26 protein-coding genes are annotated in these 25,208 nt (G+C 66.8%); 13 read left to right on the top strand and 13 right to left on the bottom strand.

All coding sequences use genetic code 11. The annotated features are described in order from the left end of the window. Window positions 1-3 precede the first annotated feature (3 nt). Window positions 4-336: a cupredoxin domain-containing protein gene (locus tag DFS13_RS15905; RefSeq protein ID WP_006488047.1), complete on the bottom strand. Its 333-nt coding sequence runs from the start codon at window positions 334-336 to the stop codon at window positions 4-6. Between the two features lie 330 nt (window positions 337-666). Here DFS13_RS15905 and DFS13_RS15895 point away from each other — a divergent pair, with 330 nt between their 5' ends. Then, complete coding sequence (locus tag DFS13_RS15895; RefSeq protein WP_006477591.1) at window positions 667-867, top strand: heavy-metal-associated domain-containing protein; 201 nt, start codon at window positions 667-669, stop codon at window positions 865-867. A 58-nt stretch (window positions 868-925) separates the two neighbouring features. Here DFS13_RS15895 and DFS13_RS15890 read toward each other — a convergent pair whose 3' ends face one another. Further along, entirely contained in the window at window positions 926-2,416 is a 1,491-nt protein-coding gene (locus DFS13_RS15890; RefSeq protein ID WP_006488053.1) for an aldehyde dehydrogenase, read from the bottom strand. 88 nt (window positions 2,417-2,504) lie between these two features. Further along, on the bottom strand, window positions 2,505-3,056 hold the full coding sequence (locus DFS13_RS15885) for a cupin domain-containing protein (RefSeq protein WP_034178391.1): 552 nt from the start codon (window positions 3,054-3,056) through the stop codon (window positions 2,505-2,507). 455 nt (window positions 3,057-3,511) lie between these two features. On the opposite strand from DFS13_RS15885, the gene DFS13_RS40835 reads away from it, so the two are divergent. From DFS13_RS40835 to DFS13_RS15830, 11 genes are all read left to right on the top strand, one after another. Beyond that, on the top strand, window positions 3,512-3,694 hold the full coding sequence (locus DFS13_RS40835) for a hypothetical protein (RefSeq protein ID WP_006488040.1): 183 nt from the start codon (window positions 3,512-3,514) through the stop codon (window positions 3,692-3,694). Window positions 3,695-3,977: 283 nt separating this feature from the next. Further along, window positions 3,978-4,763 (top strand): gamma-glutamyl-gamma-aminobutyrate hydrolase family protein, encoded by a 786-nt coding sequence (locus tag DFS13_RS15875; RefSeq protein ID WP_012492361.1) that lies wholly within the window; start codon window positions 3,978-3,980, stop codon window positions 4,761-4,763. A 28-nt stretch (window positions 4,764-4,791) separates the two neighbouring features. Further along, complete coding sequence (locus DFS13_RS15870) at window positions 4,792-6,129, top strand: glutamine synthetase family protein (RefSeq protein WP_006485614.1); 1,338 nt, start codon at window positions 4,792-4,794, stop codon at window positions 6,127-6,129. Between the two features lie 34 nt (window positions 6,130-6,163). Continuing rightward, on the top strand, window positions 6,164-7,606 hold the full coding sequence (locus DFS13_RS15865; protein ID WP_111441867.1) for an aspartate aminotransferase family protein: 1,443 nt from the start codon (window positions 6,164-6,166) through the stop codon (window positions 7,604-7,606). A gap of 63 nt (window positions 7,607-7,669) precedes the next feature. Next, complete coding sequence (locus DFS13_RS15860; RefSeq protein ID WP_006485616.1) at window positions 7,670-8,785, top strand: polyamine ABC transporter substrate-binding protein; 1,116 nt, start codon at window positions 7,670-7,672, stop codon at window positions 8,783-8,785. A 188-nt stretch (window positions 8,786-8,973) separates the two neighbouring features. Beyond that, the gene (locus DFS13_RS15855; protein ID WP_006485613.1) at window positions 8,974-10,128 is read left to right on the top strand and encodes an ABC transporter ATP-binding protein; all 1,155 of its coding nucleotides are present in this window, start codon (window positions 8,974-8,976) and stop codon (window positions 10,126-10,128) included. 10 nt (window positions 10,129-10,138) lie between these two features. Further along, window positions 10,139-11,125, top strand: a complete 987-nt coding sequence (locus tag DFS13_RS15850) for an ABC transporter permease subunit (protein WP_060210665.1) — start codon at window positions 10,139-10,141, stop codon at window positions 11,123-11,125. After that, entirely contained in the window at window positions 11,122-11,961 is an 840-nt protein-coding gene (locus DFS13_RS15845; RefSeq protein WP_006485612.1) for an ABC transporter permease subunit, read from the top strand. The genes DFS13_RS15850 and DFS13_RS15845 overlap by 4 nt, the downstream gene beginning before the upstream one ends. A gap of 115 nt (window positions 11,962-12,076) precedes the next feature. Then, entirely contained in the window at window positions 12,077-13,666 is a 1,590-nt protein-coding gene (locus tag DFS13_RS15840) for a DUF3138 family protein (protein ID WP_034201261.1), read from the top strand. A gap of 97 nt (window positions 13,667-13,763) precedes the next feature. Next, window positions 13,764-15,068: an FAD-binding oxidoreductase gene (locus DFS13_RS15835; RefSeq protein WP_060210663.1), complete on the top strand. Its 1,305-nt coding sequence runs from the start codon at window positions 13,764-13,766 to the stop codon at window positions 15,066-15,068. Between the two features lie 25 nt (window positions 15,069-15,093). Beyond that, complete coding sequence (locus tag DFS13_RS15830) at window positions 15,094-16,395, top strand: FAD-binding oxidoreductase (RefSeq protein WP_060210662.1); 1,302 nt, start codon at window positions 15,094-15,096, stop codon at window positions 16,393-16,395. 92 nt (window positions 16,396-16,487) lie between these two features. Here DFS13_RS15830 and DFS13_RS15825 read toward each other — a convergent pair whose 3' ends face one another. The 8 genes from DFS13_RS15825 to DFS13_RS15795 form a co-directional block, all read right to left on the bottom strand. Beyond that, on the bottom strand, window positions 16,488-17,162 hold the full coding sequence (locus tag DFS13_RS15825; protein ID WP_006492460.1) for a DUF799 domain-containing protein: 675 nt from the start codon (window positions 17,160-17,162) through the stop codon (window positions 16,488-16,490). A 10-nt stretch (window positions 17,163-17,172) separates the two neighbouring features. Further along, window positions 17,173-17,604 (bottom strand): DUF4810 domain-containing protein, encoded by a 432-nt coding sequence (locus DFS13_RS15820; protein WP_034201258.1) that lies wholly within the window; start codon window positions 17,602-17,604, stop codon window positions 17,173-17,175. Window positions 17,605-17,661: 57 nt separating this feature from the next. After that, window positions 17,662-18,333 (bottom strand): CsgG/HfaB family protein, encoded by a 672-nt coding sequence (locus DFS13_RS15815; protein WP_185626066.1) that lies wholly within the window; start codon window positions 18,331-18,333, stop codon window positions 17,662-17,664. 51 nt (window positions 18,334-18,384) lie between these two features. Continuing rightward, the gene (locus tag DFS13_RS40325) at window positions 18,385-18,534 is read right to left on the bottom strand and encodes a hypothetical protein (RefSeq protein WP_154641531.1); all 150 of its coding nucleotides are present in this window, start codon (window positions 18,532-18,534) and stop codon (window positions 18,385-18,387) included. 324 nt (window positions 18,535-18,858) lie between these two features. Further along, complete coding sequence (gor, locus tag DFS13_RS15810; RefSeq protein ID WP_060210661.1) at window positions 18,859-20,214, bottom strand: glutathione-disulfide reductase; 1,356 nt, start codon at window positions 20,212-20,214, stop codon at window positions 18,859-18,861. A gap of 240 nt (window positions 20,215-20,454) precedes the next feature. Further along, on the bottom strand, window positions 20,455-20,679 hold the full coding sequence (locus tag DFS13_RS15805; protein WP_011546403.1) for a hypothetical protein: 225 nt from the start codon (window positions 20,677-20,679) through the stop codon (window positions 20,455-20,457). A gap of 374 nt (window positions 20,680-21,053) precedes the next feature. Continuing rightward, complete coding sequence (locus DFS13_RS15800; RefSeq protein ID WP_012492356.1) at window positions 21,054-22,175, bottom strand: porin; 1,122 nt, start codon at window positions 22,173-22,175, stop codon at window positions 21,054-21,056. Window positions 22,176-22,522: 347 nt separating this feature from the next. Further along, on the bottom strand, window positions 22,523-23,269 hold the full coding sequence (locus DFS13_RS15795) for a YoaK family protein (protein WP_006495495.1): 747 nt from the start codon (window positions 23,267-23,269) through the stop codon (window positions 22,523-22,525). A 287-nt stretch (window positions 23,270-23,556) separates the two neighbouring features. Between DFS13_RS15795 and DFS13_RS15790 the strand changes: the two genes are divergently transcribed. Next, window positions 23,557-23,895, top strand: coding sequence for a hypothetical protein (locus DFS13_RS15790; RefSeq protein ID WP_006483072.1), 339 nt, complete (start codon window positions 23,557-23,559; stop codon window positions 23,893-23,895). 43 nt (window positions 23,896-23,938) lie between these two features. On the opposite strand, the gene DFS13_RS15785 is transcribed toward DFS13_RS15790, so the two are convergent. Together DFS13_RS15785 and DFS13_RS15780 are read right to left on the bottom strand one after the other, a co-directional pair. Then, on the bottom strand, window positions 23,939-24,466 hold the full coding sequence (locus DFS13_RS15785) for a chromate transporter (RefSeq protein ID WP_060210660.1): 528 nt from the start codon (window positions 24,464-24,466) through the stop codon (window positions 23,939-23,941). Next, the gene (locus DFS13_RS15780; protein ID WP_060210659.1) at window positions 24,463-25,122 is read right to left on the bottom strand and encodes a chromate transporter; all 660 of its coding nucleotides are present in this window, start codon (window positions 25,120-25,122) and stop codon (window positions 24,463-24,465) included. Before DFS13_RS15780 ends, DFS13_RS15785 begins: the two co-directional genes overlap by 4 nt. Window positions 25,123-25,208 lie beyond the last annotated feature (86 nt).

Here is a 25,208-nt window from a genome sequence, read left to right as displayed (position 1 = left end):
GGCTTACTTGACGGTCAGGTGCGTCTTCGACTGCGCTTCGTGATACTCGTCGTGGAACTCGTAGGTCCCGGCCTTCAGCGGCCCGACCAGGATCTCGACCGACTTGCCGGCCGGCACGACCTTCTCCGCCTTGAAGTCGTCGCTCTCGAATTCCGCCGGCGTCGCGTCGAGGTTCTTCACGACGAATTTCACTTTCTTGCCGGCGGGGATCGTCACGCCATCGGGCGAAAACTTGTGGTCCTTCAGCGTCAGGTTGACGACGTCGTCGGCCGCGAAGGCGGACGTGGCCGAGGCGCCCAGCAGGGCCAGTGCGAAACCGATAGCGAAACGGGTCATGTGCGTAATGAACGGAAATATCGAAGGGAATCGATACTAAGATCGATTCGCATTTTCACCTCGGAGTACCCTTACTCCGAACATGGAGATCGTACGCGATCGACGTGACACGCCCGTTGCCGCGCAAGGCTCCGCGAGATTTCGTCGACAATGGATGGCCGTCAATCGGGAAAAATTCGGACTGACGCGCGCACACGAATCGCGATTCGTCAGACTTCAGCATTACAAATGGCTGATGCCGTACACCTCGTTGCGTGCGGCGCTTGACCTTCCCACCATGGCAAGCTTCATGCTGCACGTATTCGTCAACCATCCATCCGGGAGAACACGATGGAATTCGAAGTCCAGGACATGACCTGCGGCGGCTGCGCCAACGCAATCACGCGCGCGGTGACGGCCGCCGACCCCGCCGCGAAGCTCGACATCGACGTCGCGGCGAAGATCGTCAAGGTCGACTCGGCGCAAGGCGCCGAGCGCGTGCAGTCGATCATCGAAGCCGCCGGCTTCCATCCCGCGCTGCGCACCGCGTAACGCGCACCGAAGGCTGGGCGCGTCGCCGGACGGCGACACGCCCGCGCCCGGCCGCGCGTCAGCGCAGCCGGATCAGCGTCGACTTCAGTTCGGTGTACTTCTCGAGCGCGTGCAGCGACTTGTCGCGGCCGTTGCCCGACTGCTTGTAGCCGCCGAACGGGAAGTTCATGTCGCCGCCCTCGTCATAGCAGTTCACCCACACGGTGCCCGCCCGCAGCCGGCGCGACACGTCGTGCGCGGTCGTCAGGTTCGACGTCCACACGGCCGCGGCCAGCCCGTATTCGGTGTCGTTCGCGATCCGCACGGCCTCGTCGACGTCGTCGAACACGATCACCGACAGCACGGGCCCGAAGATTTCCTCGCGCGCGATCTTCGCGTCGGGCTTCACCTCGAACACCGTCGGCTCGACATAGAAGCCGCCCGTTTCCGCGTTCACGCGCGCACCGCCCGTGACGAGCCTGCCCTCGCCGCGCCCCGCTTCGATATAGCCGAGCACGCGTTCGAGCTGGATGCCGTCGACGATCGCGCCCATCGACACCGACGGATCGAGCGGATTGCCGGGCACGTATGCGCGGGCGGCCGCGACGAGCTTCTCGATGAACGCGTCCTTGATGTCGCGATGCACGAGCAGCCGCGAGCCGGCCGTGCACATCTCGCCCATGTTGTAGAAGATCGCGCCGGCCGCCGTCTGCGCCGCGCGGTCGAGATCGGGACAGTCGGGCAGCACGATGTTCGGTGACTTGCCGCCGAGCTCGAGCCACGCGCGCTTCAGGTTCGACTGCGCCGCATACTGCATGATCAGCTTGCCGACCGCCGTCGAGCCCGTGAACGCGATGCAGTCGACGTCGCGATGCAACGCGAGCAGCTTGCCCGGTTCGCCCGCGCCCGGCACGACGTTGAATACGCCGGCCGGGATGCCGGCTTCGAACGCGAGCTGCGCGACGCGGATCGCGGTCAGCGGCGACTTCTCCGACGGTTTCAGCACGACGCTGTTGCCGGCCGCGAGCGCGGGGCCGAATTTCCATGCGGCCATCAGGATCGGGAAGTTCCACGGCACGACGGCGGCCACCACGCCGACCGGCTCGCGCGTGACGAGACCGACGAGATGATGATCGGCCGGCGCGACCTCGCCGCCGACCTTGTCGATCGCCTCGGCGAACCATTCGACGCAGTACGCGGCGCCCGGCACGTCGACCGTCGTCGTGTCGCCGATCGGCTTGCCCGCGTCGAGCGTCTCGAGCAGCGACAGTTCGTCGAGATGCTCGCGCATCAGCGCGGCCCAGCGCAGCAGCACGGCCTTGCGCGCGCGCGGGTTCAGGCCGGCCCATACGCCTGCGTCGAATGCGCGGCGGGCTGCCGCGACGGCCGCGTTCACGTCCGCTTCGCCGCAATCGGCGACCTTCGCCAGCACGCGGCCGTCGATCGGGCTCACGCAGTCGAACGTCCTGCCGCCATGTGCGTCGCGCGACGCGCCATCGATGAATGCGCGCCCTTCGATCTCGAGCGACGCCGCCTTGTGTTGCCAGTCAGCCAAAGTCAACTTGTTCATCAGGATGCCTCAATGTTGTGGCATTCGCGATGCGGCGCGCCGCGCGCGAGGCATGCGGCCGGCCTGCAGCGAATGCGGTGACGCGCGGTCAGAAGGTCGCCGGCGAATTGGCCGACACGACCTCGCAGATCAGTTCCGCGCTGGGATTGCGAAAACGATGCGGCAAACGGCTTTCGAAGTAGTAGCCGTCTCCGGGGTCGAGCAGCCACGTCGCGCCGTCGACGGTCAACTCGAGCCGGCCCGACACGACGACGCCGCCCTCGTGTCCCGCGTGCACCAGCATCTCGGGCCCCGTGTCGGCCAGCGGCTGGTAGGTCTCGCGCAGGATGCACATGTTGCGATCCTTCACGTTCGCGCCGACGAGCTGAAACGCGAGCGACTCGTTGCCGAGGTTCGGCATCTCGTCGCGGCGCGACACGACCGCGCGCGATTCGACGAGCTCGAACGTGAAGAACTCCGCGAGACTCATCGGGATGCATTCGAGCAGTTTCTTCAGCGAGCCGACCGACGGGCTCACGCGGCCCTGTTCGATCAGCGAGATCGTGCCGTTGGTGACGCCGGCGCGTTTCGCGAGTTCGCGCTGCGACAGGCCATGCTTGTTGCGCACGAAACGCAGGCGCTCGGCGACTTCGGTGGACATCGATTCGGTTTCGGACACGATAAGTGCGATGACAAAGTGAAACGACGCATGGGACAGCCGTTGAATATTCTAATCACTTTATGCCGCACATCAGCGGGGAAAACCCTGAAAGCCGTTCGAAATAATGAACGGCATGCCGATTATTCCTTTTGCGAATCTTTTGTTCGCACTGCTCGGGAAAGCCCTGATGCAGGACCATTAAAAAACATTTGACGCCGTTATTGGCTCGTATATGCTGGCTCTCAGGTCGGCGTCATCAGGCTTTCATAGGTATCGAAAAGCGTTATCGCAACGCAACAATTGATGCCCGTCAATGTAAATGACGCAGGACCGGCGCCTCGATTATTTTAAACGCCCCGTGCGTCGAAACGATCAGGTGTTCAATACTTTCAACAAACCAGTCGAGTGTAATCGTGAGAGTCCGTGGCCCTCTGGTGAGGTGGGATCGAGGCGATGTGCGAAGTTTGCGCAGCGCCGTTCCCGCTTCCGACGGCAGTTGCGGCTGGCATAGTCCTCGCCTGCTTCACCTGTCGATCTACACCATCCTGTCCCGTCGTTCCGTTCGGCGTCACAACGCCGTTTCCGCACGCGCATTCGTCGCCGTCGATACCGACGAAGTGGCGTCGCTGCTGCCGTAGCGCCTCTCCTTTCTTCACGTCGTTCGTTTCATGTGCCGATTCGCCAACCGCATCTTCCGTGCGGTGACGGAACGCGTTCGCGCATACGTTGTCGCGTCGCGTATCGCGAGGAAACGAACGACGGCCTGATCGTCGCGCGCAGCGCGGATCGCCACGCCATCCCGTTGCGCCCATTCACCAGCGGCCGTGCGCCTCGCGCCCGGCTGCGGGGTCGTGTCGCGCCTGCGTTTTGCCGCATCCGGCTCGATGCACGTCACGTCCCTACGGATTACTGATTGACGTCATGGAAAGGAAACCTCTCGTCGGCATCACCGCCGACCTCACCCAGATCGGCGCCCACGCGTCGCATACGGTCGGCGACAAATACGTCGCCGCGATCGTCGACGGCGCGCAGGCGCTCGCGATGGTGCTGCCCGCCCTCGGCGAGCGCCAGTCGACCGCCGACGTGCTCGACGCGGTCGACGGGCTGCTGTTTACCGGCAGCTACTCGAACGTCGAGCCGCATCTGTATGGCGGCGAACCGAGCGCACCGGGCACGAAGCACGACCCGGCGCGCGACGCGACGACGCTGCCGCTGCTGCGCGCGGCCATCGTCGCGGGCGTGCCCGTGCTCGCCGTGTGCCGCGGCTTCCAGGAGCTGAACGTCGTGTGCGGCGGCACGCTGCATCAGCGCGTGCACGACGTGCCCGGCTTCGCCGACCACCGCGAGGACGACGACGCGCCGATGGATACGCAATACGGCCCCGCGCACGTCGTGCGCCTGACGCCCGGCGGCCAGCTGCATGCGCTCGCCGGCGGCCGCGACGAAGTGCAGGTGAACTCGCTGCACAAGCAGGGCGTCGCGCAACTCGGCTCCGGTCTCGCGGTCGAGGCCGTCGCGCCGGATGGCCTGATCGAGGCCGTGAGCGTCGTCGACGCACCGGCGTTCGCGCTCGCCGTGCAGTGGCATCCGGAATGGCGACATGCGCAGGACCCGCTGTCGAGCGCGATCTTCCGCGCGTTCGGCGACGCGTGCCGCGCGCGCCGCGCCGCCCGCACGCGCGCCACGGCCGCCGCCGCGCTCGCCTGAGCGCGCCCACCAGACAACGAGAACAGACATGCAAGACATCGAAGACTTTCTGAAGCAGCATCGGATCACCGAGATCGAAGCGATCATTCCCGACATGGCCGGCATCGCGCGCGGCAAGATCACGCCGCGCAACAAGTTCACGTCCGGCGAATCGATGCGCCTGCCGCAAGCCGTGATGGTGCAGACCGTCACCGGCGAATATCCGGAAGACGGCTCGCTGACCGGCGTGACCGACCCCGACATGGTGTGCGTGCCCGACACGTCGACGATCCGCCTGATTCCGTGGGCCGTCGACCCGACCGCGCAGGTGATCCACGACTGCGTGCACTTCGACGGCTCGCCGGTCGAGATCTCGCCGCGCTACGTGCTGCGCCGCGTGCTCGACCTGTACAAGGCGAAGGGCTGGAAGCCGGTCGTCGCGCCGGAACTCGAGTTCTACCTGGTCGACATGAACAAGGACCCCGACCTGCCGCTGCGTCCGCCGGTTGGCCGCACGGGCCGCCCCGAAACGGGCCGCCAGTCGTACTCGATCGAGGCCGTCAACGAGTTCGATCCGCTGTTCGAGGACATCTACGAGTACTGCGAATCGCAGAACCTCGACATCGACACGCTGATCCACGAAGTCGGCGCCGCGCAGATGGAGATCAACTTCATGCACGGCGACGCGCTGTCGCTGGCCGACCAGGTGTTCCTGTTCAAGCGCACGGTGCGCGAGGCCGCGCTGCGCCACAACATGTACGCGACGTTCATGGCCAAGCCGATGGAAGACGAACCGGGTTCGGCGATGCACGTGCACCAGAGCATCGTCGACGAGGAAACGGGCCAGAACCTGTTCACGTCGCAGGAAACCGGCGGCGCGACGTCGATGTTCTACAACTACCTCGCGGGGCTGCAGAAGTACACGCCGGCGCTGATGCCGATCTTCGCGCCGTACATCAACTCGTACCGCCGCCTGTCGCGCTTCATGGCCGCGCCGATCAACGTGCAGTGGGGCTACGACAACCGCACGGTGGGGTTCCGCATTCCGCATTCGGGTCCGGCCGCGCGCCGCATCGAAAACCGCATCCCCGGTGTCGACTGCAATCCGTACCTCGCGCTCGCGGCGACGCTCGCGGCCGGCTATCTCGGCATGACGCAGCGCCTGGAGCCGACCGAGCCGCTGGTGAGCGACGGCTACAGCCTGCCGTACCAGCTGCCGCGCAACCTCGAGGAAGGGCTGACGCTGATGGCCGCGTGCGAGCCGCTCGGCGAGATCCTCGGGCACAAGTTCCTGAAGGCGTATTTCGCGCTGAAGGAAACCGAATACGAAGCGTTCTTCCGCGTGATCAGCTCGTGGGAACGCCGCCATCTGCTGCTGCACGTGTAAGCGTGCCAACCGCATACGGAATCACGGAGGAAACATGACTTACCGCAACGAATCTGCCTGGATCCAGCCGGCCGCACCGACCGCCACGGCCGCCGCGCCGCGCGCGACGCAGGCACGCTCGACCGCCGAATACCGCGCGCTCGACGCCGCGCACCACATCCATCCGTTCTCGGACATGGGCGCGCTCAATCGTGCCGGCAGCCGCGTGATCGTGAAGGCCGACGGCGTCTACCTGTGGGACTCGGACGGCAACAAGGTGATCGACGGGATGGCCGGCCTGTGGTGCGTGAACGTCGGCTACGGCCGCAAGGAACTCGCCGACGCCGCGTATCGCCAGATCCAGGAACTGCCGTTCTACAACACGTTCTTCAAGACCACGCACCCGCCGGTGATCGAACTTTCCGCGATGCTCGCGGAAGTGACGCCGGCCGGCTTCAACCACTTCTTCTATTGCAACAGCGGCTCGGAAGGCAACGACACCGTGCTGCGTCTCGTGCACCAGTACTGGCGCGTGCAGGGCAAGCCGCAGAAGAAATACGTGATCTCGCGCAAGAACGGCTATCACGGCTCGACGATCGCGGGTGGCACGCTCGGCGGGATGGGCTACATGCACGAGCAGATGCCGTCGAAGGTCGAGCACATCGTGCACATCGACCAGCCGTACTTCTTCGGCGAAGCGGCAGCCGGCGAAACGCCCGAAGCATTCGGCCTCGCGCGCGCGCAGCAGCTCGAAGCGAAGATTCTCGAACTCGGCGCGGAGAACGTCGCGGCCTTCATCGGCGAGCCGTTCCAGGGTGCGGGCGGCGTGATCTTCCCGCCGTCGACGTACTGGCCGGAAATCCAGCGGATCTGCCGCAAGTACGACATCCTGCTGGTTGCCGACGAAGTAATCGGCGGCTTCGGGCGCACCGGCGAATGGTTCGCGCACCAGCACTTCGGCTTCGAGCCGGACCTGATCACGATGGCCAAGGGCCTCACGTCGGGCTACGTACCGATGGGCGCGGTCGGCATTCACGAGCGCGTCGCGCGCCCGATCATCGACAACGGCGAATTCAATCACGGCCTCACGTATTCGGGTCACCCGGTGGCAGCCGCCGTCGCGGTCGCGAACCTGAAGCTGCTGCGCGACGAGGGCATCGTCGAGCGCGTGAAGACCGATACCGGCCCGTACTTCCAGGCGCTGATGCGCGAAACCTTCGCGCGTCATCCGATCGTCGGCGAAGTGCATGGCCACGGGATGGTCGCGAGCCTGCAACTGGCCGAAGCGCCGGCCGCACGCCGCCGCTTCGCGAACGGCGGCGACGTCGGCACGATCTGCCGCGACTTCTGCTTCAACGGCAACCTGATCATGCGCGCGACCGGCGACCGGATGCTGCTGTCGCCGCCGCTCGTGATCTCGCGCCAGGAAATCGATGAACTCGTGTCGAAGGCGAAGAAGGCCGTCGATGCCACCGCCCAGCAACTGGGTATTTCGTAACGGTTTTTGCCTACAGGCGTGCGGCGGGCGCCGCACGCCGCCATCATCCAGGGGAATTCCACCATGCGTGCCTGCATTCTTCGCCAAGCCTGTTCCGTCGCCGCCCTCGCCGCCGCGGCCGCGCTCACGTCGGTCGCCAGCCCGTCGGCGCATGCCGACGAACTGAACGTCTACAACTGGTCCGACTACATCGCGCCGGACACGATCCCGAACTTCCAGAAACAGACGGGTATCCACGTCAAGTACGACAACTACGACAGCGACGACACGCTGCAGGCGAAGCTGCTGGCCGGCAGCTCGGGCTACGACATCGTCGTGCCGACGTCGAACTACATGGCCAAGCAGATCCAGGCCGGCGTGTACCAGAAGCTCGACAAGTCGAAGATTCCGAACCTCGCGAACCTCGACCCGTTGCTGATGAAGATGATCGCCGACGCCGATCCGGGCAACCAGTACGGCGTGCCGTGGGCCTACGGCACGGACGGCATCGGCTACAACGTGCAGGCGGTGAAGAAGGCGCTCGGCGACAAGGCGCCGGTCGACAGCTGGGCGCTGGTGTTCGACCCGGCCAACATGGAGAAGCTGAAGGGCTGCGGCGTGTCGTTCCTCGACCAGGCCGTCGACGTGTTCGCCGCCACGCTGCAATACATGGGCAAGGACCCGAACAGCAAGAACCCCGGCGACTACCAGGCTGCCTTCGAAGTCCTGAAGAAAGTCCGCCCGTACATCACCCAGTTCAACTCGTCCGGCTACATCAACGATCTCGCGAACAACGACGTGTGCGTCGCGCTCGGCTGGTCGGGCGACATCGGCATCGCGCACCGCCGCTCGTCGGAAGCGAAGCGCTCGTACGACATCAAGTTCGCGAACCCGAAGGAAGGCGGCCTGCTGTGGTTCGACGTGATGGTGATCCCGAAGGATGCGCCGCACCCGGAAGCCGCGATGAAGTGGATCAACTACGTGTCCGATCCGAAGGTCAACGCGGCGATCACCAACACGGTGTTCTACCCGACCGCGAACAAGGCCGCGCACCCGTTCGTCACGCCGGCCGTCGCGCAGGACCCGACCGTCTACCCGCCCGAGGACGTGCTGAAGAAGATGGTGCTGATGAAGCCGATGCCGGCCGACATCCTGCGCCTCGAGAACCGTCTGTGGGCCCAGTTGAAGACGGGCCACTGACCACCATGCATCACGGCGGCGCAGGCATCGCGGTACGCCTGACCGCCTGAGATCCGCGGACGTCCGTCCGCTCGCGCGCCCCGCGCGCGCTGTTCCATCCGGCACGAGCCGTCGTCCGCGAGTCGCGTTGCGCGCCTCGCGCGGGGACGCTCACGCCTGCAATCCGTGAAGAACGAATGGTGACTCCCATGCAATCGATACCCTCTTCCGCTGCTGCACGACAGACCCAACCGGCCACGGCGCCCCGCACGCAAAACGACGCGTTCGTGCGCATCGAAAACGTCGTGAAGAAATTCGGCGACAGCACGGCCGTCGACAACGTGAACCTGACGATCGCGAAGAACGAGCTGTTCGCGCTGCTCGGCAGCTCGGGCTGCGGCAAGTCCACGCTGCTGCGCATGCTCGCCGGGCTGGAAACGGCGACCTCCGGCAAGATCTTCGTCGACGGCGAGGACCTCGCGTCGCTGCCGCCGTACCGCCGCCCGGTCAACATGATGTTCCAGTCGTATGCGCTGTTTCCGCACATGACGGTCGAATCGAACGTCGCATTCGGCCTGAAGCAGGAAGGCACGCCGAAGCACGAGATCAAGGAGCGCGTGGCCGACGCGCTCGCGCTCGTGCAGATGAGCAAGTACGCGAAGCGCAAGCCGCATCAGCTGTCCGGCGGCCAGCAGCAGCGCGTCGCGCTCGCCCGCTCGCTGGTGAAGCGCCCGAAGCTGCTGCTGCTCGACGAGCCGATGTCCGCGCTCGACAAGAAGATCCGCCAGAAGACCCAGCTCGAACTGGTGAACATCATCGAGAAGGTCGACGTGACCTGCGTGATGGTCACGCACGACCAGGAAGAAGCGATGACGATGGCGAGCCGCCTCGCGGTGATGAGCGAAGGCAAGATCGTGCAGATCGGCTCGCCCGGCGAAGTCTACGAATACCCGAACAGCCGCTTCTCGGCCGAATTCATCGGCTCGACCAACCTGTTCGAGGGGCGCGTCGTCGAGGACGAGCCCGATCACATCTTCGTCGAAAGCGACGATCTCGAAACGCGCATGTACGTGAGCCACGGCGTGACCGGCCCGCTCGGGATGCCGGTCGGCATCTCGGTGCGCCCGGAGCGCGTGCACGTGTCGCGCGAGAAGCCGGGCTCGAAGCACAACTGGGCGCGCGGCGTCGTCACCGACATCGCGTACATGGGCAGCTATTCGCTGTACCACGTGCGTTTGCCGAGCGGCAAGACGGTGGTGTCGAACCTGTCGAGCTCGCACCTGATGAACGACGGCGCGCCCGCGTGGAACGACGACGTGTTCGTGTCGTGGTCGCCGGCCAGCGGCGTCGTGCTGACGCAGTGAGGACGCCACGATGAGAACCTCCGCTTCCACGCCTTCCGCGCCGGTGCCGACCGGCGCTACCGCTGTCACCCAGGCTCATCAACGCCGCAGCCGCTTCTCCGTGCTGTCGCGCTTCCTGCCGTCGGGCCGCAACGTCGCGATCGGCGTGCCGTTCCTGTGGCTCGCCGTGTTCTTCGCGCTGCCGTTCGTGCTGGTGCTGAAGATCAGCTTCGCCGACCAGGTGATGGGCATCCCGCCGTACACGTCGCTCGTCGAGATCAAGGACGGCGTCGTGCACTTCGCGCTGCAGCTGTCGCACTACGCGTTCCTGCTGCAGGACGACCTGTACATCGCGACCTACCTCAGCTCGCTGAAGATGGCCGCCGTGTCGACGGTGCTGTGCCTGCTGATCGGTTACCCGATGGCGTACTACATCGCGCGCTCGGAGCCGGACCGTCGCAACGTGCTGATGATGGCCGTGATGCTGCCGTTCTGGACGTCGTTCCTGATTCGCGTGTACGCATGGATCGGCATCCTGAAGGACGACGGCCTGCTGAACCACACGCTGATCGCGCTCGGCATCATCCACACGCCGCTGCGGCTCTATCACAGCGACGCGGGCGTCTACATCGGGATGGTCTATTCGTACCTGCCGTTCATGGTGATGCCGCTGTACGCGCACCTCGTGAAGATGGACCTGACGCTGCTCGAAGCCGCGTACGACCTCGGCGCGAAACCGTGGGTCGCGTTCACGCGCATCACGCTGCCGCTGTCGAAGAACGGGATCATCGCCGGCAGCCTGCTCGTGTTCATCCCGGCGGTGGGCGAGTACGTGATTCCGGAGCTGCTCGGCGGCGCCGACACGCTGATGATCGGCCGCGTGATGTGGGATGAATTCTTCAACAACATGGACTGGCCGATGGCGTCCGCGGTGACGGTCGCGATGGTGATGCTGCTGCTCGTGCCGATGGCGCTGTTCCAGTACTACCAGGTCAAGGAACTGGGAGACGCGAAATGATCAAGCCGAGCAAACCGCTGTCGACGGGCGTTCTCGCCTTCGGCTTCCTGTTCCTCTACATCCCGATCATCAGCCTGATCGTGTACTCGTTCAACGAATCGAAGCTCGTGACGGTGTGGTCGGGCTTCTCGCTGAAGTGGTACGCGGCGCTGCTCGACGACGACGAGCTGCTGACCGCTGCGTGGCTGTCGCTGAAGATCGGCCTGCTGACGGCCACCGCGTCGGTCGTGATCGGCACGTGGGCCGGCTTCGTGCTCGCGCGCTTCGGCCGCTTCAAGGGCTTCACGCTGTACACCGGGATGATCAACGCACCGCTGGTGATTCCGGAGGTGATCCAGGGGATTTCGCTGCTGTTGCTGTTCGTCGCGCTCGAGCAGATGTTCGGCTGGCCGAAGGGGCGCGGAATGGTGACGATCTGGATCGGCCACGTGATGTTGTGCGTGTCGTACGTGGCGATCATCGTGCAGTCGCGCGTGAAGGAGATGAACAAGTCGCTCGAGGAGGCCGCGCTCGACCTGGGCGCGACGCCGCTGAAGGTGTTCTTCGTGGTGACGCTGCCGCTGATCTCGCAGGCGCTGCTGTCGGGGTGGCTGCTGTCGTTCACGCTGTCGATCGACGATCTGGTGCTGTCGGCGTTCCTGTCCGGGCCGGGGTCGACGACGCTGCCGCTGGTGGTGTTCTCGCGCGTGCGGCTGGGGCTGAACCCGGAGATGAACGCGCTGGCGACGCTGTTCATCACGGCCGTGACGATCGGCGTGATCGTCGTGAACCGGATGATGATCGCGCGCGAACGACGCCGGATGGCCGACCTGAAGGCCGCGTTCGCGGTGGCCTGACCGCCGGCCTCCTGCTTCGACGATAACAAGCACTGCAGACAAGCAAGACGCGCTGCCCCAGGGGGGCGCGCGATTCGATCCCGATTTGACAGGCGCACGACTAGGAGAATCCGCAATGAAGAAGAAACTGATCTGCCTGCTGGTGGCCGGCGCGTTGCCGGGCATCGCGCTGGCCGGTTCGACATCCGCCGAAATCAAGGCGCTGCAGGCGCAGGTCGCCGCGCTGCAGAAACAGATGAAGGCCATGCAGGCGCAGCTCGCCGCGAAGCCGGGCGGCGCAGGGGGGGGCGCGACGTCCGGCGCGAGCGGCGGCATGGCCGGCGGCGGCAACGCCGTCGCGGTCGCCGCCGACCCGGGCTCGCCGGATTACGGCAAGGCACGCGCGACGCTGACCAACGACGAGGTCAGCGAGATGAAGCAGCAGATCGCGAACCAGCAGCTGAAGGTCGATTCGCTGACCGACGCGGCCAACACCGGCCCGCTCGCCGGCCTGTCGGTCACCGGCTACATCGATCCGACCTACATCTACAACCGCGCGGCCGGCACGTCGTCGTTCCTGTTCGCGAACCACGAGAACGCGTACAACTACTTCAACAGCACGTTCGGCGATCTCTACCTCGACATCAAGAAGACCTTCGGCGTCGGCCCGATGGCGCCGTCGGCCGAGATCACGTTGATGCCGAACCGCGGCAACGGCATCACGCTGCTGCAGAACTCGCGCGGCTCGATCACCGACAACCTGCTGAACACGGCGGTGATCAACGTGCCGATCACCGCGGAAACGACGCTGGTCGCCGGCCTGATCCCGAGCTTCGGCGGCTACGAAGTGCAGCAATCGAACCAGATGCTCACCCTCACGCACAACCTGCTGTACGATTTCTCCGATCCGGGCAGCTACGTCGGTGTCGGCGCGAACTACACGAAGGGCGCCTGGGCGTGGAAGTTCTTCCTCGGCAACGAGCAGTACCGCACCTACGGTTCGGTCACGCAGACGGGCACCAATGCGCTCGGCGACCCGATCACCACCAGCAACAAGGTGCCGACCTTCACCGCGCGCGCGGACTACACGTGGTCGAGCGCGCTTGATATCGGTGGGTCGTTCAACATTGGCCGGCAGACGCTGGCGAGCGCGGTCGACGATCAGGGCAACGTCCATTACGGCCCGGGCGCCGCGGCGCCAAGCGCGTACGGTTCGTTCTTCTTCGGCGAACTCGACGCGACCTACACGCTCGCCGACGTGCAGTACAACGCCGAAGTCGACTACGGCCGGCAGCAGCATGCGGCGTTCAACGGCGGGCTCGCGCAGTGGTACGGGCTGTCGCTGCTCGCGCACCGCAAGTTCAACGCGCCGGTGGTCGGCCGCATGGGCGTGACGCTGCGCTACGACCTGCTCGCGAACTCGAAGAACGGCGGCGGCGGCGGCGGCATCGCGCTGAACGGCAACGGGATGGACCCGAGCAACGGCTTCGGCGTCGACGCGGACTGTCTCGCGCAGTCGAAGGCCGGCGGCGGCCTGGGCTTCGAGTGCAAGGGCGCGGTGCGCCAGGACGTCGCGCTCGACCTGCTGTTCTATCCGACCCAGCAGATCACCGTGAAGGTCGAATACCGGCACGACTGGGCGAACAACAAGGTGTTCCTGCGCAACGACGGGTCGTACGGCAAGTCCAACGACCTGCTCGCGACGCAGTTCATCTATTCGTTCTGATGCAGCACGCGCGGGGCGACGTGCCGCACGCACGGCGTCCCGCGCCGTTTTCCGGGTGGCTGCGCGCCGTTGCAGCCTTGTCGAGGGAGTCGGTTTCATGACGCAGTCTTTCACCCGCCGCGCCGATGCGCTCGCGCGCGACTCGTACTACGAAGCCACGGCCACGCGGCCCGCGGCGGACGATCCGATGCTCGACGCGGCGATCGACGTCGACGTCTGCGTGATCGGCGCCGGCTTCGCCGGCCTGTCGACGGCGCTCGACTGCCGCGCGCGCGGGCTGTCGGTCGCCGTGATCGATGCGCAGCGGCCCGGCTGGGGCGCGTCGGGCCGCAACGGCGGCCAGGCGATCACCGGTTTCGCGAAAGACGAGGTGATCGAGCAGCAGCTCGGCGCCGACGGCGCGCGCGCCGCGTGGTCGCTGTCGCTCGACGGCGTCGCGCTGATCGCCGAGCGCATCGCGCGCTACGGGATCGACTGCGACTTCACGCGCGGCTACCTGACGGTCGCGACGAAGCCGCGCCGCATCGACGACCTGCGTGCGTGGATGAACGCCGCGACGTCGCGCTGGGGCCATCCGTCGCTCGCCTGGCTCGATACCGGCGAGATCCAGGCGCGCATTGCATCGACGCGCTATCTGGCCGGCGTGCACGATCCGCTGTCGGGCCATCTGCATCCGCTCAAGTACTGCCTCGGCCTTGCCGATGCCGCACGCCGCGAAGGCGTCGCGCTGTACGCGCACACGCCGGCGCTCGACGTCGTGCGCGGCGCCCGGCCCGTCGTGCGCACGCCGTCGGGCGAAGTGCGCTGCCGCTTCGTCGTGTCGTGCTGCAACGCCGGGCCCGGCGGCGTGCTGCCGGCCGCGACCGCCGCGCGCATCGCGCCGATCGCGTCGTACATCATCGCGACCGAGCCGCTCGGCCGGGCGCGCGCCGATGCACTGATCGCCCGGCGCGAAGCCGTGTGCGACAACAACTTCTTCCTCGACTATTTCCGGGTGTCGGCCGACCACCGGATGCTGTTCGGCGGCCGCGCGAATTCGGCCGGCGCATCGCCCGCGGCGCTCGCCGAAGCGATCCGGCAACGCATGGTCGGCGTGTTCCCGCAGCTCGGCGACGTGCGCGTCGACCACGCGTGGGGCGGCTTCGTCGACGTCACGCGCAACCGCGCGCCGGATTTCGGCGCGATCGATCCGAACTTCTTCTACGTCCAGGGCTTCAGCGGCCACGGCGTCGCGCTCACCGGCATCGCCGGACGCGCGGTCGCCGGCGCGATCGCGGGCGACACGCACGCGTTCGACCTGTTCGCCCGCCTGCGTCACCGGCGCTTTCCCGGCGGCGATGCATGGCGGCAACCCGCGCTCGAACTCGGGATGCTGTACCACCGCGTACGCGAGCTGTTCTGAGCCCTTTCACTCCGCTTTCCTGATCATGCAGACATTCGCCAACCAGCCGCACGTCGCGTCGTACTACGCGGCGACCGCCAACGATACGACCCGCCACGCGCCGCTCGCCGGCACGATCGACGCCGACGTGTGCGTGATCGGCGCGGGCCTCACGGGCCTGTCCGCCGCGCTCAATCTCGCCGAGCGCGGCCATTCGGTGACCGTGCTCGAAGCGTCGCGGGTCGGATGGGCGGCGAGCGGCCGCAACGGCGGCCAGTTGATCGGCGGCTTCGCGTGCGACATCGACACGTTCGCGCAGTTCATGCCGGAAGGCGACGTGAAGCGCATCTGGGACATGGGGCTCGAAACGCTGTCGCTCGTGAAGTCGCGCATCGCGCGGCACGACATCGACTGCGCGCTGGTGCCCGGCTATCTGACCGCGGCCAACACCGAGCGCGACGCGGATGCGCTGAAACGCTGGCGCGATGAAGCCGCGAAGCGCTTCGGCTACGACCGCTTCCACTTCGTCGAAGCCGACGAACTCGGCGACTACGTGCAGTCGGCCCGCTATTGCGGCGGCCTGTACGACCCCGATAGCGGCCATCTTCATCCGCTCAACTACACGCTCGGCCTCGCGCGGGCGGCCACCGACGCGGGCGTGCGCATCCACGAGGACAGCTGCGTGACACGCGTGCGCGACGTGGCCGGCGGCCACGTCGTCGAGACGAGCGGCGGCAACGTGCGTACGCGCTTCGTCGTGCTCGCCTGCAATACCTACGTCGGCACGCTCGCGCCCGCGCTGTCGAGGAAGATCATGCCGGTCGGCACCTACGTGATCGCGACCGAGCCGCTCGGCGAAACGCGCGCCGCCGCGCTGATGCCTGCCCGCGCGGCGATCTGCGACAGCCGCTTCGTGCTCGACTACTTCCGGCCGGCGCCCGACACGCGGCTCGTGTGGGGCGGCAAGGTCAGCTATTCGACGCGCGCGCCGCGCGATCTCGCGGCGGCGATGCGCGCCGACATGCTGAAGACGTTCCCGCAGCTCGCGGACGTGAAGGTCGACTATGCGTGGGGCGGTTTCGTCGACATCACGATGAACCGCGCGCCGCACTTCGGCCGCATCACACCGACCACGTATTTCGCGCAGGGGTTTTCGGGGCACGGCGTGAACACGACCGCGCTCGCGGGCAAGCTGATCGCCGAGGCAATCGACGGCCAGGCGAGCCGCTTCGACCTGTTCGACAAGATCCGGCATCGCGACTTCCCCGGCGGCGCGGCGCTGCGCACGCCGGCGCTGGTGCTCGCGATGAGCTGGTATCGGCTGCTGGATGCGTTCGGCGTGCATTGAGCGCGCGCAGCGTCACCGCGCAAAAGCAGAACGGCCGCTCGTTCGAGCGGCCGTTCGGTCCGGCGGCAGGATTCGGGAGAAGCCGCCGCGCGTCAGTCGGTACCGTACTTCGGCGAGCGCGGCCCGTACAGCAGCCCGTTCGGCGGGCCCGCCGACAACAGCCGCGTGCTCGTCAGCCCGGCCACGTCATGCGCTTCGTCGGTCAGCGAATGCGCGACCTGCTTGACGGCTGCCTGCACGAGCGCCCCGACGATCCCGAACGCATTGACGCTCATGTTGTTGCCGACTTCCTTGCCGGTCGCGCGGCCCTCGCCCTGCCACAGCACGTCGCCGCTCTTCAGGTCGACGAGCTTCGCCGACGCGGCAACGGTCGTCGTGCTGTCGACCAGCTGGTAGACGGAGCCGTATTGCGTGACCTTCGAATACAGCACGGCGTCCGCGCCGAAGATCTCGCGCAGCTTCGCCGGCGACGTAGCCTGGATGTCGGTCGCATTCGTCAGGCCGTTCTGCTTGAACGTCTCGTCCATCACCGCGACGGGCACCACGTAGTAGCCCGACTCGGCGAGCGGCAGCGTCATTTGCGACAGCACGCCGTAAGTCGCGCCGACGTCGGTGGTTTCATTGACCGGCGGCAGCACGAGGATCGAGCGCGGCTGGCTCTTCTTGAACGCCGTGTAGTCGGGACGTTGCACCGGCTGCGCGCACGCGCTCAGCAGCGCGGCGATCGACAGCGCGAACAGCAGCTTGAATGAAAGTGTCTTGAACATGGCGGGCGTGTCACTGTTTGGCAGGATTCGAATCGGCATTCTTCCGATCGGCAACGGTCTGGCCGGCGGCCGCCGGATTCGCGGCTTTCGACGCACCGGCCTTCTTCTTCATCAGGAAATCCATATACGACGCGGATTCCGGGAACAGCTGCTTCTCGGCCTGCAGTTCCTGCTCGGCCTGCTGCTCGTTGCCGACGCTCGCATACAGCATCCCGAGATGCGCATGGAAACCCGGCGGCGGCGTATGGCCCTTCGCGCGGATCTCCTGCAGCGCTTTTTCGAGCGCATCGATCTGCTGCTGCGGCGCTTGCTGCCCCTTGAAGTATTCGTACACCTGCGGCTGATAGCCGGTCCACTGATACAGCGGCGGCGTGGTCGGCGCCGCGCAGCCCGCGAGCAGCAAGGCGGCCGCCGTCGCCGGCAGCCAGATTCCCCGTTTCATGGTCTTGTCTCTTCTGGTTGGTGAAATGATGCGTGCGCGCCGTATCGCGCGCGGCACTTACTGCGCGGCCTTCAGCACGCCGGCGTCGACCTGGTCGACGAGATGGTTCACGGCTTCCTGGATCGCGAGGTCCAGCACCTTGCCGTTGAGCGTCGAGTCGTAGCCGGCGGTGCCGCCGAAGCCGATCACCTCGCGGTTCGACAGGCTGAACTCGCCCGCGCCCTGGCTCGATGCGACGACTTCCGACGTCGTCGTGTCGACGATGTTCAGGTTGACCTTCGCATACGCGACCTGCGTCTTGCCGCGGCCGAGAATGCCGAACAGCTGATGATCGCCGACGTCCTTGCGGCCGAACTCGGTCACGTCGCCGGTCACCACGTAGTTCGCGCCCTTCACGGCCTGCGCCTTCTTCATGAAGCCCGCTTCCTGCCTGATCTCGTCGAGATTCTCGCGATCGAGCACGTTGAAGCGGCGGCTCTGCTGCAGGCGCGTGACGAGGATCGTCTTCGCCTGTCCGCCGAGGCGGTCGATGCCGTCGGAGAAGATGCCGCGCATGTAGCTCGAGCGGTTGTCGAACTTGCCGACGGCGATCGCGACGGGCTTGCCCGCGTACGGCTTCTGCGCGCTGCTGACGGCCGGCACGTCGAGCGTGCGCGACGATTCGGTCGCGCAGCCGGACAGCGCCGCGACGACCGCGGCCGCCACGAGGACGGTGCGTCGTGTCTGAATGTTCACTGCTGGTCTCCTTGCTGGAAAAGATGGCACTGCGCGCGCACGCGTTCATCGCCGGTTCGGCGATCGCTGCAAGTCATGGAGGAGCGCGCGCAACGGATGCGTCACGGCGAAAAGCGGATCGATAATGCGATACGCGCCTGCATCGCGCGCACGGATGATTCCGTTATTCTGATTACTGCGCTGTTGATCGCGCATGGTCGGCCCCGTATATGATTTTTCGCGATCATATCAAGCCCGTTTATCAAGACGGCTTATCTTGATAATAATTGACGATTTTCACGCTTATTTTTATTCGGCGCCCCATTCGTGCGCAAAGTCCTGCGGGCAAGGGCTCGCGCGACATGCGTTCGATACTCGCCGGTCTTCCGTGTCGATATCGGCGGATTAACGGTCGATCCGCCGATATCGACACGCGTTAATCCATGCCGTCGATCCGAACGATCGATATCTCTAAAATACGCCGTTCGGCGTTCCGGCCTCACACGCGCGTGCAGCGATGCACACGCGCTTGCCATTCTGCTAGTCGGCCACCTTCTGCCGCATCGTCACGAACTCCTCGGCCGCGGTCGGATGAATGCCGATCGTGTCGTCGAACTGCGCCTTCGTCGCGCCCGCGCGAATCGCGATCGCGATGCCCTGGATGATCTCGCCCGCATCGCGGCCGACCATGTGCGCGCCAACCACGCGCTGGCTGTCGCGCGCGACGACGAGCTTCATCAGCGTGCGCTCGTCACGGCCCGACAGCGTGTGGCGCAACGCCTTGAACGACGTGCGGTAGATGTCGACGTCGCCGTGCGCGTGCCGCGCATCAGCTTCGGTCAGGCCGACCGTCGCGACCTCCGGCTGGCTGAACACGGCCGACGGCACGTACGCGTGATCGACGGCCACGCGCGACCCGCCGAACAGCGTGCGCGCGAGCAGCGCGCCGTCGCGCGTCGCGACCGGCGTGAGCTGCGGCCGCGACGTGACGTCGCCGATCGCGTGGATCGACGGCACCGACGTCGCCGAATACGCATCGACGGCAATCGCGCCGCGTGCATCGAGCAGGATGCCCGCCTGCTCGAGCCCGATTCCGTCGACGTTCGGCACGCGCCCCGTCGCATAAAGCACCTGATCGTACGGCCCGTGCCGCGCGTCGCCGACGCGCACGAACAGCGCGCCGTCGTCCGCGCGTTCGATCGATTCGATCACCGCGCGCGCATGAATCGTGACGCCCTGCTTCGTCATCTCGTCGGTCAGGAACTGGCGCACGTCGTCGTCGAAGCCGCGCAGGATTTTTTCGCCGCGATAGAACACGTCGACGTGGCTGCCGAAACCGTTGAAGATGCCCGCGAACTCGACCGCGATATAGCCGCCGCCGACCACCGCGATGCGTTTGGGCAGCGCCGCGAGCGACAGCGCCTCGCGCGACGTGATCGCGTGCTCGATGCCGGGCCGCGGCGGCAGCGACGGCCGCGAGCCGGTCGCGATCGCGAGGTGGCGCGCGCGGATCGTGCGCGCGCCGATCGCGACCGTGTGCGCATCGACGAGCGTCGCGCGGCCGGCGTGCATGTCGACGCCCGATTGCCGTAGCAGGTTGACGTAGATGTCGCTCAGCCGGTTGATCTCGCGATCCTTCGCGGCGATCAGCGCGGACCAGTCGAGCGTGCCGGCGCCGAAGGTCCAGCCGAAGCCCTTCGCGTCGTCGACCTCGTGCGGGTAGTGCGACGCATAGACCAGCAGTTTCTTCGGGATGCAGCCGCGCAGCACGCAGGTGCCGCCGATCTGCTCTTCTTCCGCTATGCCGACGCGTGCGCCGTAGGACGCCGCCATGCGTGCGAGCCTCACGCCGCCCGAGCCGGCGCCGATGACGAACAGGTCGTAGTCGAAATCCATCGCATTCCCTCATCGCAGTTCGGATGGAGGGACGATAGCAAGATTCGGGGATTCGTGCGGCGCGTGGTGCGTGCCGCGCGCCCCATAAAAAACGGCGAGAGACGAGGCCTCTCGCCGGTCAAACCGGCTGGCGGTTGTGCCATGCGTCACCGATCGACCGCATGCCCGACCTGCCGATTGCGCGGCACCGGCCGGCCCTGGCGCGCGAAGGGCGCGCCCGCGGCCGACCGGCCGCCATGCTCATGCCTGCGACGTGTCGCTGCCGTCCGTCGCCTGCGTATCGTCCGCCTGCTGCGGCTGCTCGTCCTTCTTCTCGAGCATGCCTTCGATCGCCTCGGCGCCCTTGAAACCCGCGACGGCCGCGGCCGCCTTGGTCAAGAGGCCCGCATCCGGATCCAGCTTTTCCGCGCCTTCGACGGCGGCAACTGCGCCGGCGATTTCACCCACGACGTTCAGGATACCCATCGTCATCCCCTTTCTAGAAAATCGTGAGCGCATCGTCCCACGAAAGAAACCGGCGGACCGTGTTTGTCATCGCCGGATACACAAGTTACGCATCAGGCCGGCCGCGCTCGCAGAGCGCCACCGGAACGACGCACGCGCACGCCTGACGGCATGCCACGAGCGATGCACGCAGCGTAGCGGAAAGCCTGCGCGCGCACTGTAAAAGTATGTTCTGGATTGCCGACGGATCGCTTACGGCGCGGGACTTCCGCAATGGAGCGCCCGCCGAATAGTCGTGCGCGCGTATGAAGGTCGCGTGACGAAAAAAAAGAGGCTCCTCGCGGAGCCTCTTCGATGTGCGCCGGACGAAGCCGGCGCATGCGTTCCGACGTTCGTCAGAAGATATTGCGCAGGCCGATCGCGATGCCCGTCTGGTTGCTGCGGCCAGGCAGCTCGACGTTCGCCGCGCCGGTCGTCTTGTTGAAGTCGACGGTGCCGTAGATTTCGGTGCGCTTGCTCAGCGCGTACTCGGCGATGCCGACGACCGCGTAGCGGTTGCCGCTCGCGAGCGTGCCGTTCGTGGTCATCGCGTTGCGCATGTGGTCGTAGTAGAACGCGCCCGTCAGCGTCAGCGGCGCGCTGACCTGCCAGCTCACACCCGCGAACGGACCGTCGTCGATGCGGCCCGTGCCCTTCGCGACCGGAATCGTCTGCTGCGCGAGCAGGCTGTCGACGAAGCCCGTGTCGTCCTTCGAACGCAGGTAGCCCGCGTAGATCTTCGCCTTGCTGAACGCGTACACGATGTTCGCGTGGTAGATCGTCTGCTTGCGCGCCGAGTTGTCGCTGTTCTGCTGCGCGCCGGCCGCGATGCTGAGCGGACCCATCACGTACGACAGCGACACGCCCCACGCATTGCCCTTGCCGAGCGAACCCGGAATCTGGCCCGAGAAGCCGCCGGCGCCGGTCGATTCGTAGTTGGTGCCGGTCGAGTACATCGCCTTCGCCGTCAGGCCCTCGAACTTGCCCGTGTACTTGATCTGGTTGTCCGCATACAGGCCGCCGCCGAGGGCGACCGGCAGCCACGCGTTTTCGAGGTAGTTGCCGACGGTGAGCGGATCGTACGTATCCGACAGCAGGTCGAACAGCGGCGTCTTCTGGCGGCCGAGGGTCACCGTGCCGTACGGGCTCTGCAGGCCGACGTACGCCGCGCGGTTGAACAGGCGGCCGCTGTCGGCGAATGCGCCGTTCTGCAGGTTCACGCCGCTCTCGAGGTTGAACACGGCCTTCAGGCCGCCGCCGAGGTCTTCCGTGCCGTAGATGCCGAAGCGGCTGTTGGTGATCGCGCCGTTGCTCATCGACAGCAGGCCGTCGTTCTTGGCGTTGGCGTTGGTCAGGTAACGGATGCTGGCGTCGGCGACGCCCCAGAGCGTGACCGAGCTTTGTGCGGCCGCGTACTGGCTGGCAAATGCGAGCGCGGCGCCCCCTGCGATGGCTGCGAGTCGGGTGGTCTGCTTCATGAGCTTTCCTTTTTGTAGGTGTCTCCATTCATGGCCGGCCGCGTGCGCAGCCGGGTGGCGATCGCACGCGTTCATGGCGCGCACGATGTGGGCTGAATCATATGACGAGTGCGAACGCTGAAAGAAATTGAAATACGCGGTAATCGCGCGATTGTCGTCCGGGAACAACGTTTCCCGCGCCGGGCCTGGCTCGCGCGGCGGCAGGGCGCGGAGCGACGGCGCCGGCGAGCGCACACGGCGCTGCAAGATCCGGCGAGGGTGCGGCGCGGTAGCGCGGATCGGGCGAAACAGTCGGGGCGATCGTTGCGATCGGCTACCTCGGGCTGCGCGCTGCGGGCTGAGTGTCGTCAGGCGGTTTGCGCCGCGCCGTCGCTGCCGCTGCCCGCGTCGCCGCTGCCGCCCTCGCCGCCCGCACCGCCGTTCCCCGCGCGACGCCTGGCCCGTCGCACGATCTCCGCGAACGCGCCGACGAGCAGCAGCACGGCGCCCCACAGCGCGACGTCCGGCACCAGCCGCGTCACGAGGCCGCCGACCACCGCGCCCGCCAGGAAGCAGAAACTGATCGTCGCGAGCAGCGCCGAGTCGTGCAGCGCGCCCACGTCGTAGCGTGGAATCAGCCCGACGAACAGTTTCTGCGCGGCACGCCGCAGGTTGCCGGTCGTCATCACCGACGTGTACGACAGTGCCTCGAGATGGGTGAACGACAGCGTCTGCAGCGTCGCGACGAACGAGATGCCCGGAATCAGCCACGCGCTCGACGCGCCGACGAGGCCGCTCGCGGCGACGCCGAGAAACGCGATCTCGACGATCAGGCTCACGAACGCCGTATGCCGCATCCAGCCGCGCTGCGCGGCGAGGCCCAGCAGGTGCGCGACGAACACCGCGAGCACGAAGCCGCCGAGCGGCGGCACGTGGTGCAGCGCGGCGGCCCATTCGCCGGCCGACAGGTTGATGCCGAGCAGCGCGACGTTGCCGGTCATCGTGTTCGCGAACACATGGCCGTGGCCGACGTACGTGTACGCGTCGAGATAGCCGCCGGACAGCGTCAGCAACGCGGCGACAGTGAGATTGCGGCTGGCGCCGTCGAGATCCATCGATCCTCCGTGGTGCGCGCCGCCCGGCCGCGCGCGGCGGGCGGTGCGCAGGTCAGTCGTGCCGGCACGCGCGGGGCACCGCCGGCACTGCGCGGCCAGGCTTCGCCACCTGCCGCGCGCCAATATAATGTCCGTCGTCGGGGGACGGCCGAGCGCCGCACATCGCAGCCGGCCGGCACAGGTCCAACGCGCGGGTTTCACCGCCGCAAGACCGGCCGAGTATACCGGCCGGCCGCCACCGGCCGCGGCCAAGCGCGCCGCCCCGCCGTTCTTCACCGGGCCTTCGAATGACACTCGCGAAGTTCTTCCTGCGCTACACGGTCATCCCGTTCGCGGCGATCGTGCTGGTGGCCGTCTGGGCGTTCAACCGCGAATCGGACGAGATCGATGCGCGCCAGTACGCGGCGCTGGTGGCCGCCTATCCGTCGTTCACGCCGACGCTCAAGCACGAGGTGGCGGACGCGTTGCGCGGCGGCCGGCTCGCGAAGGCCGACTACGGCGCGATCATGCGCGATGCGCTCGACGCGGGGTTCGTGGTCGACTGGCCGGCCCCGACGGACGACGTCGGCGGCGAGCGCGGCCGGCTGCTCGGCCTCGTGAACGGCGACCTGCCGGCATCGCGGTAACCTGCAACCGCCGCCGGCAACGGCGGGCGGCACGACGGGCCGCTCATTGCCCGATGCCCGTGAGCCCGATCAGCGCGCCGCCCGCGAGCAGCCACAGCGGGTGGATGCGCGTGCGCCACGCCAGCACCGCGCACGCGGCCGTGATGCCCCACTGGATCGCGGTGCGGTTCGACGCCTCGGAAATCAGCACCGCGCTCGCCGCGACGAGCCCCGCCGTCACCGGCATCATTCCCTGCTGCACGTAGCGGCGCCACGGCCGGTCGCGAAAACGCTCCCACGCATGCAGCGCGAGCACGGTGACGATCGACGACGGCCCGAATTTCGCGAGCGACGCGACGAGCAGCCCGGCCCAGCCGGCCACGTGCCAGCCGACCAGCGACACGATCATCATGTTCGGCCCCGGCGCCGCCTGGGCCAGCGCGAACAGCGCGGTGAACTCGTGCGTGCTCATCCAGTGATGCACGTCGACGACCTGCCGCTGCATCTCCGGCAGGATCGTGTTGCCGCCACCGAACGCGAGCAGCGACAACTGGCTGAAGATCGTCGCGATGGCGATCAGCGTATCGCTCATGGCCGGCGCTCCTGTTGCGTGTCGGACGTACCGTGCGCGCGATGCGCGGCAGCCGGCGCCGGCCGCGGCGTGCCCGCGTCGCGGCGGCGCGACGCGAGCCATACGCTGACGGGCGTCAGCACGAGCATCGTGGTCAGCAGCGGAACGCGCAGCACCGCGATCGCGACGAACGCGAACACGGCGATCGCAGCCGCCGCGCGCGGCGCCCGAAGCAGCGGCTTCGCGACCTTGATCGCCATCGCGACGAGCAGGCCGGCCGCCGCCGCCGCGAGCCCCGCGAACAGGTGCTGCACGTGCGGATCGTTCTGCGTCTTCGCGTACAGCACGCCGAGCGCGACGACGACCAGCGTCGGGCCGGCGATCAGCCCGAGAATGCCGGCGAATGCGCCGGCGACGCCGCGAAAGCGCATGCCGACGGCGACCGACAGGTTGATCACGTTGCCGCCCGGCAGGAACTGGCACAGGCCGAGCAGATCGGTGAATTCGTCGGCGGAGAGCCATTTGCGCTCGTCGACGATGGTGCGCCGCGCGAACGGCAATGCGCCGCCGAACGACATCAGGCCGAGCGACAGGAAACCGGTGAACAGCTCGGCGAGGCCGACGCTGCGGGGCGGCGCGCCGGACGGCGGGGGGGCGGGCGGCGAAGCGGATTGCATGGGGCTCCTCATCAAACGGTGAAGCGAGGTTACCGCCGTTCAGGATGCCGGCAAAACGATTTTATCGGCGCGCCCTTGTGATCTAG

This window comes from Burkholderia sp. 28_3 (assembly GCF_003253915.1).
Lineage (GTDB): Bacteria > Pseudomonadota > Gammaproteobacteria > Burkholderiales > Burkholderiaceae > Burkholderia > Burkholderia cenocepacia.
Note: the sequence above shows the minus strand (reverse complement) of the source record. Positions and strands in the feature narration are given on the sequence as shown.

Excerpts from the sequence above, each read along its gene's own strand:
- DFS13_RS15800 (WP_012492356.1), bottom strand. The coding sequence starts at position 22,175 with ATGAAGCAGACCACCCGACTCGCAGCCATCGCAGGGGGCGCCGCGCTC.
- DFS13_RS15830 (WP_060210662.1), top strand. The coding sequence starts at position 15,094 with ATGCAGACATTCGCCAACCAGCCGCACGTCGCGTCGTACTACGCGGCG.
- DFS13_RS15835 (WP_060210663.1), top strand. The coding sequence starts at position 13,764 with ATGACGCAGTCTTTCACCCGCCGCGCCGATGCGCTCGCGCGCGACTCG.
- DFS13_RS15905 (WP_006488047.1), bottom strand. The coding sequence starts at position 336 with ATGACCCGTTTCGCTATCGGTTTCGCACTGGCCCTGCTGGGCGCCTCG.
- DFS13_RS15860 (WP_006485616.1), top strand. The coding sequence starts at position 7,670 with ATGCGTGCCTGCATTCTTCGCCAAGCCTGTTCCGTCGCCGCCCTCGCC.
- DFS13_RS15805 (WP_011546403.1), bottom strand. The coding sequence starts at position 20,679 with ATGGGTATCCTGAACGTCGTGGGTGAAATCGCCGGCGCAGTTGCCGCC.
- DFS13_RS15820 (WP_034201258.1), bottom strand. The coding sequence starts at position 17,604 with ATGAAACGGGGAATCTGGCTGCCGGCGACGGCGGCCGCCTTGCTGCTC.
- DFS13_RS15850 (WP_060210665.1), top strand. The coding sequence starts at position 10,139 with ATGAGAACCTCCGCTTCCACGCCTTCCGCGCCGGTGCCGACCGGCGCT.
- DFS13_RS15870 (WP_006485614.1), top strand. The coding sequence starts at position 4,792 with ATGCAAGACATCGAAGACTTTCTGAAGCAGCATCGGATCACCGAGATC.
- DFS13_RS15890 (WP_006488053.1), bottom strand. The coding sequence starts at position 2,416 with ATGAACAAGTTGACTTTGGCTGACTGGCAACACAAGGCGGCGTCGCTC.
- DFS13_RS15865 (WP_111441867.1), top strand. The coding sequence starts at position 6,164 with ATGACTTACCGCAACGAATCTGCCTGGATCCAGCCGGCCGCACCGACC.
- DFS13_RS15885 (WP_034178391.1), bottom strand. The coding sequence starts at position 3,056 with ATGTCCACCGAAGTCGCCGAGCGCCTGCGTTTCGTGCGCAACAAGCAT.
- DFS13_RS15785 (WP_060210660.1), bottom strand. The coding sequence starts at position 24,466 with ATGAGCGATACGCTGATCGCCATCGCGACGATCTTCAGCCAGTTGTCG.
- DFS13_RS15845 (WP_006485612.1), top strand. The coding sequence starts at position 11,122 with ATGATCAAGCCGAGCAAACCGCTGTCGACGGGCGTTCTCGCCTTCGGC.
- DFS13_RS15895 (WP_006477591.1), top strand. The coding sequence starts at position 667 with ATGGAATTCGAAGTCCAGGACATGACCTGCGGCGGCTGCGCCAACGCA.
- DFS13_RS15790 (WP_006483072.1), top strand. The coding sequence starts at position 23,557 with ATGACACTCGCGAAGTTCTTCCTGCGCTACACGGTCATCCCGTTCGCG.
- DFS13_RS15795 (WP_006495495.1), bottom strand. The coding sequence starts at position 23,269 with ATGGATCTCGACGGCGCCAGCCGCAATCTCACTGTCGCCGCGTTGCTG.
- DFS13_RS15840 (WP_034201261.1), top strand. The coding sequence starts at position 12,077 with ATGAAGAAGAAACTGATCTGCCTGCTGGTGGCCGGCGCGTTGCCGGGC.
- gor (WP_060210661.1), bottom strand. The coding sequence starts at position 20,214 with ATGGATTTCGACTACGACCTGTTCGTCATCGGCGCCGGCTCGGGCGGC.
- DFS13_RS15855 (WP_006485613.1), top strand. The coding sequence starts at position 8,974 with ATGCAATCGATACCCTCTTCCGCTGCTGCACGACAGACCCAACCGGCC.
- DFS13_RS15825 (WP_006492460.1), bottom strand. The coding sequence starts at position 17,162 with ATGTTCAAGACACTTTCATTCAAGCTGCTGTTCGCGCTGTCGATCGCC.
- DFS13_RS15780 (WP_060210659.1), bottom strand. The coding sequence starts at position 25,122 with ATGCAATCCGCTTCGCCGCCCGCCCCCCCGCCGTCCGGCGCGCCGCCC.
- DFS13_RS15875 (WP_012492361.1), top strand. The coding sequence starts at position 3,978 with ATGGAAAGGAAACCTCTCGTCGGCATCACCGCCGACCTCACCCAGATC.
- DFS13_RS40325 (WP_154641531.1), bottom strand. The coding sequence starts at position 18,534 with ATGCGCGATCAACAGCGCAGTAATCAGAATAACGGAATCATCCGTGCG.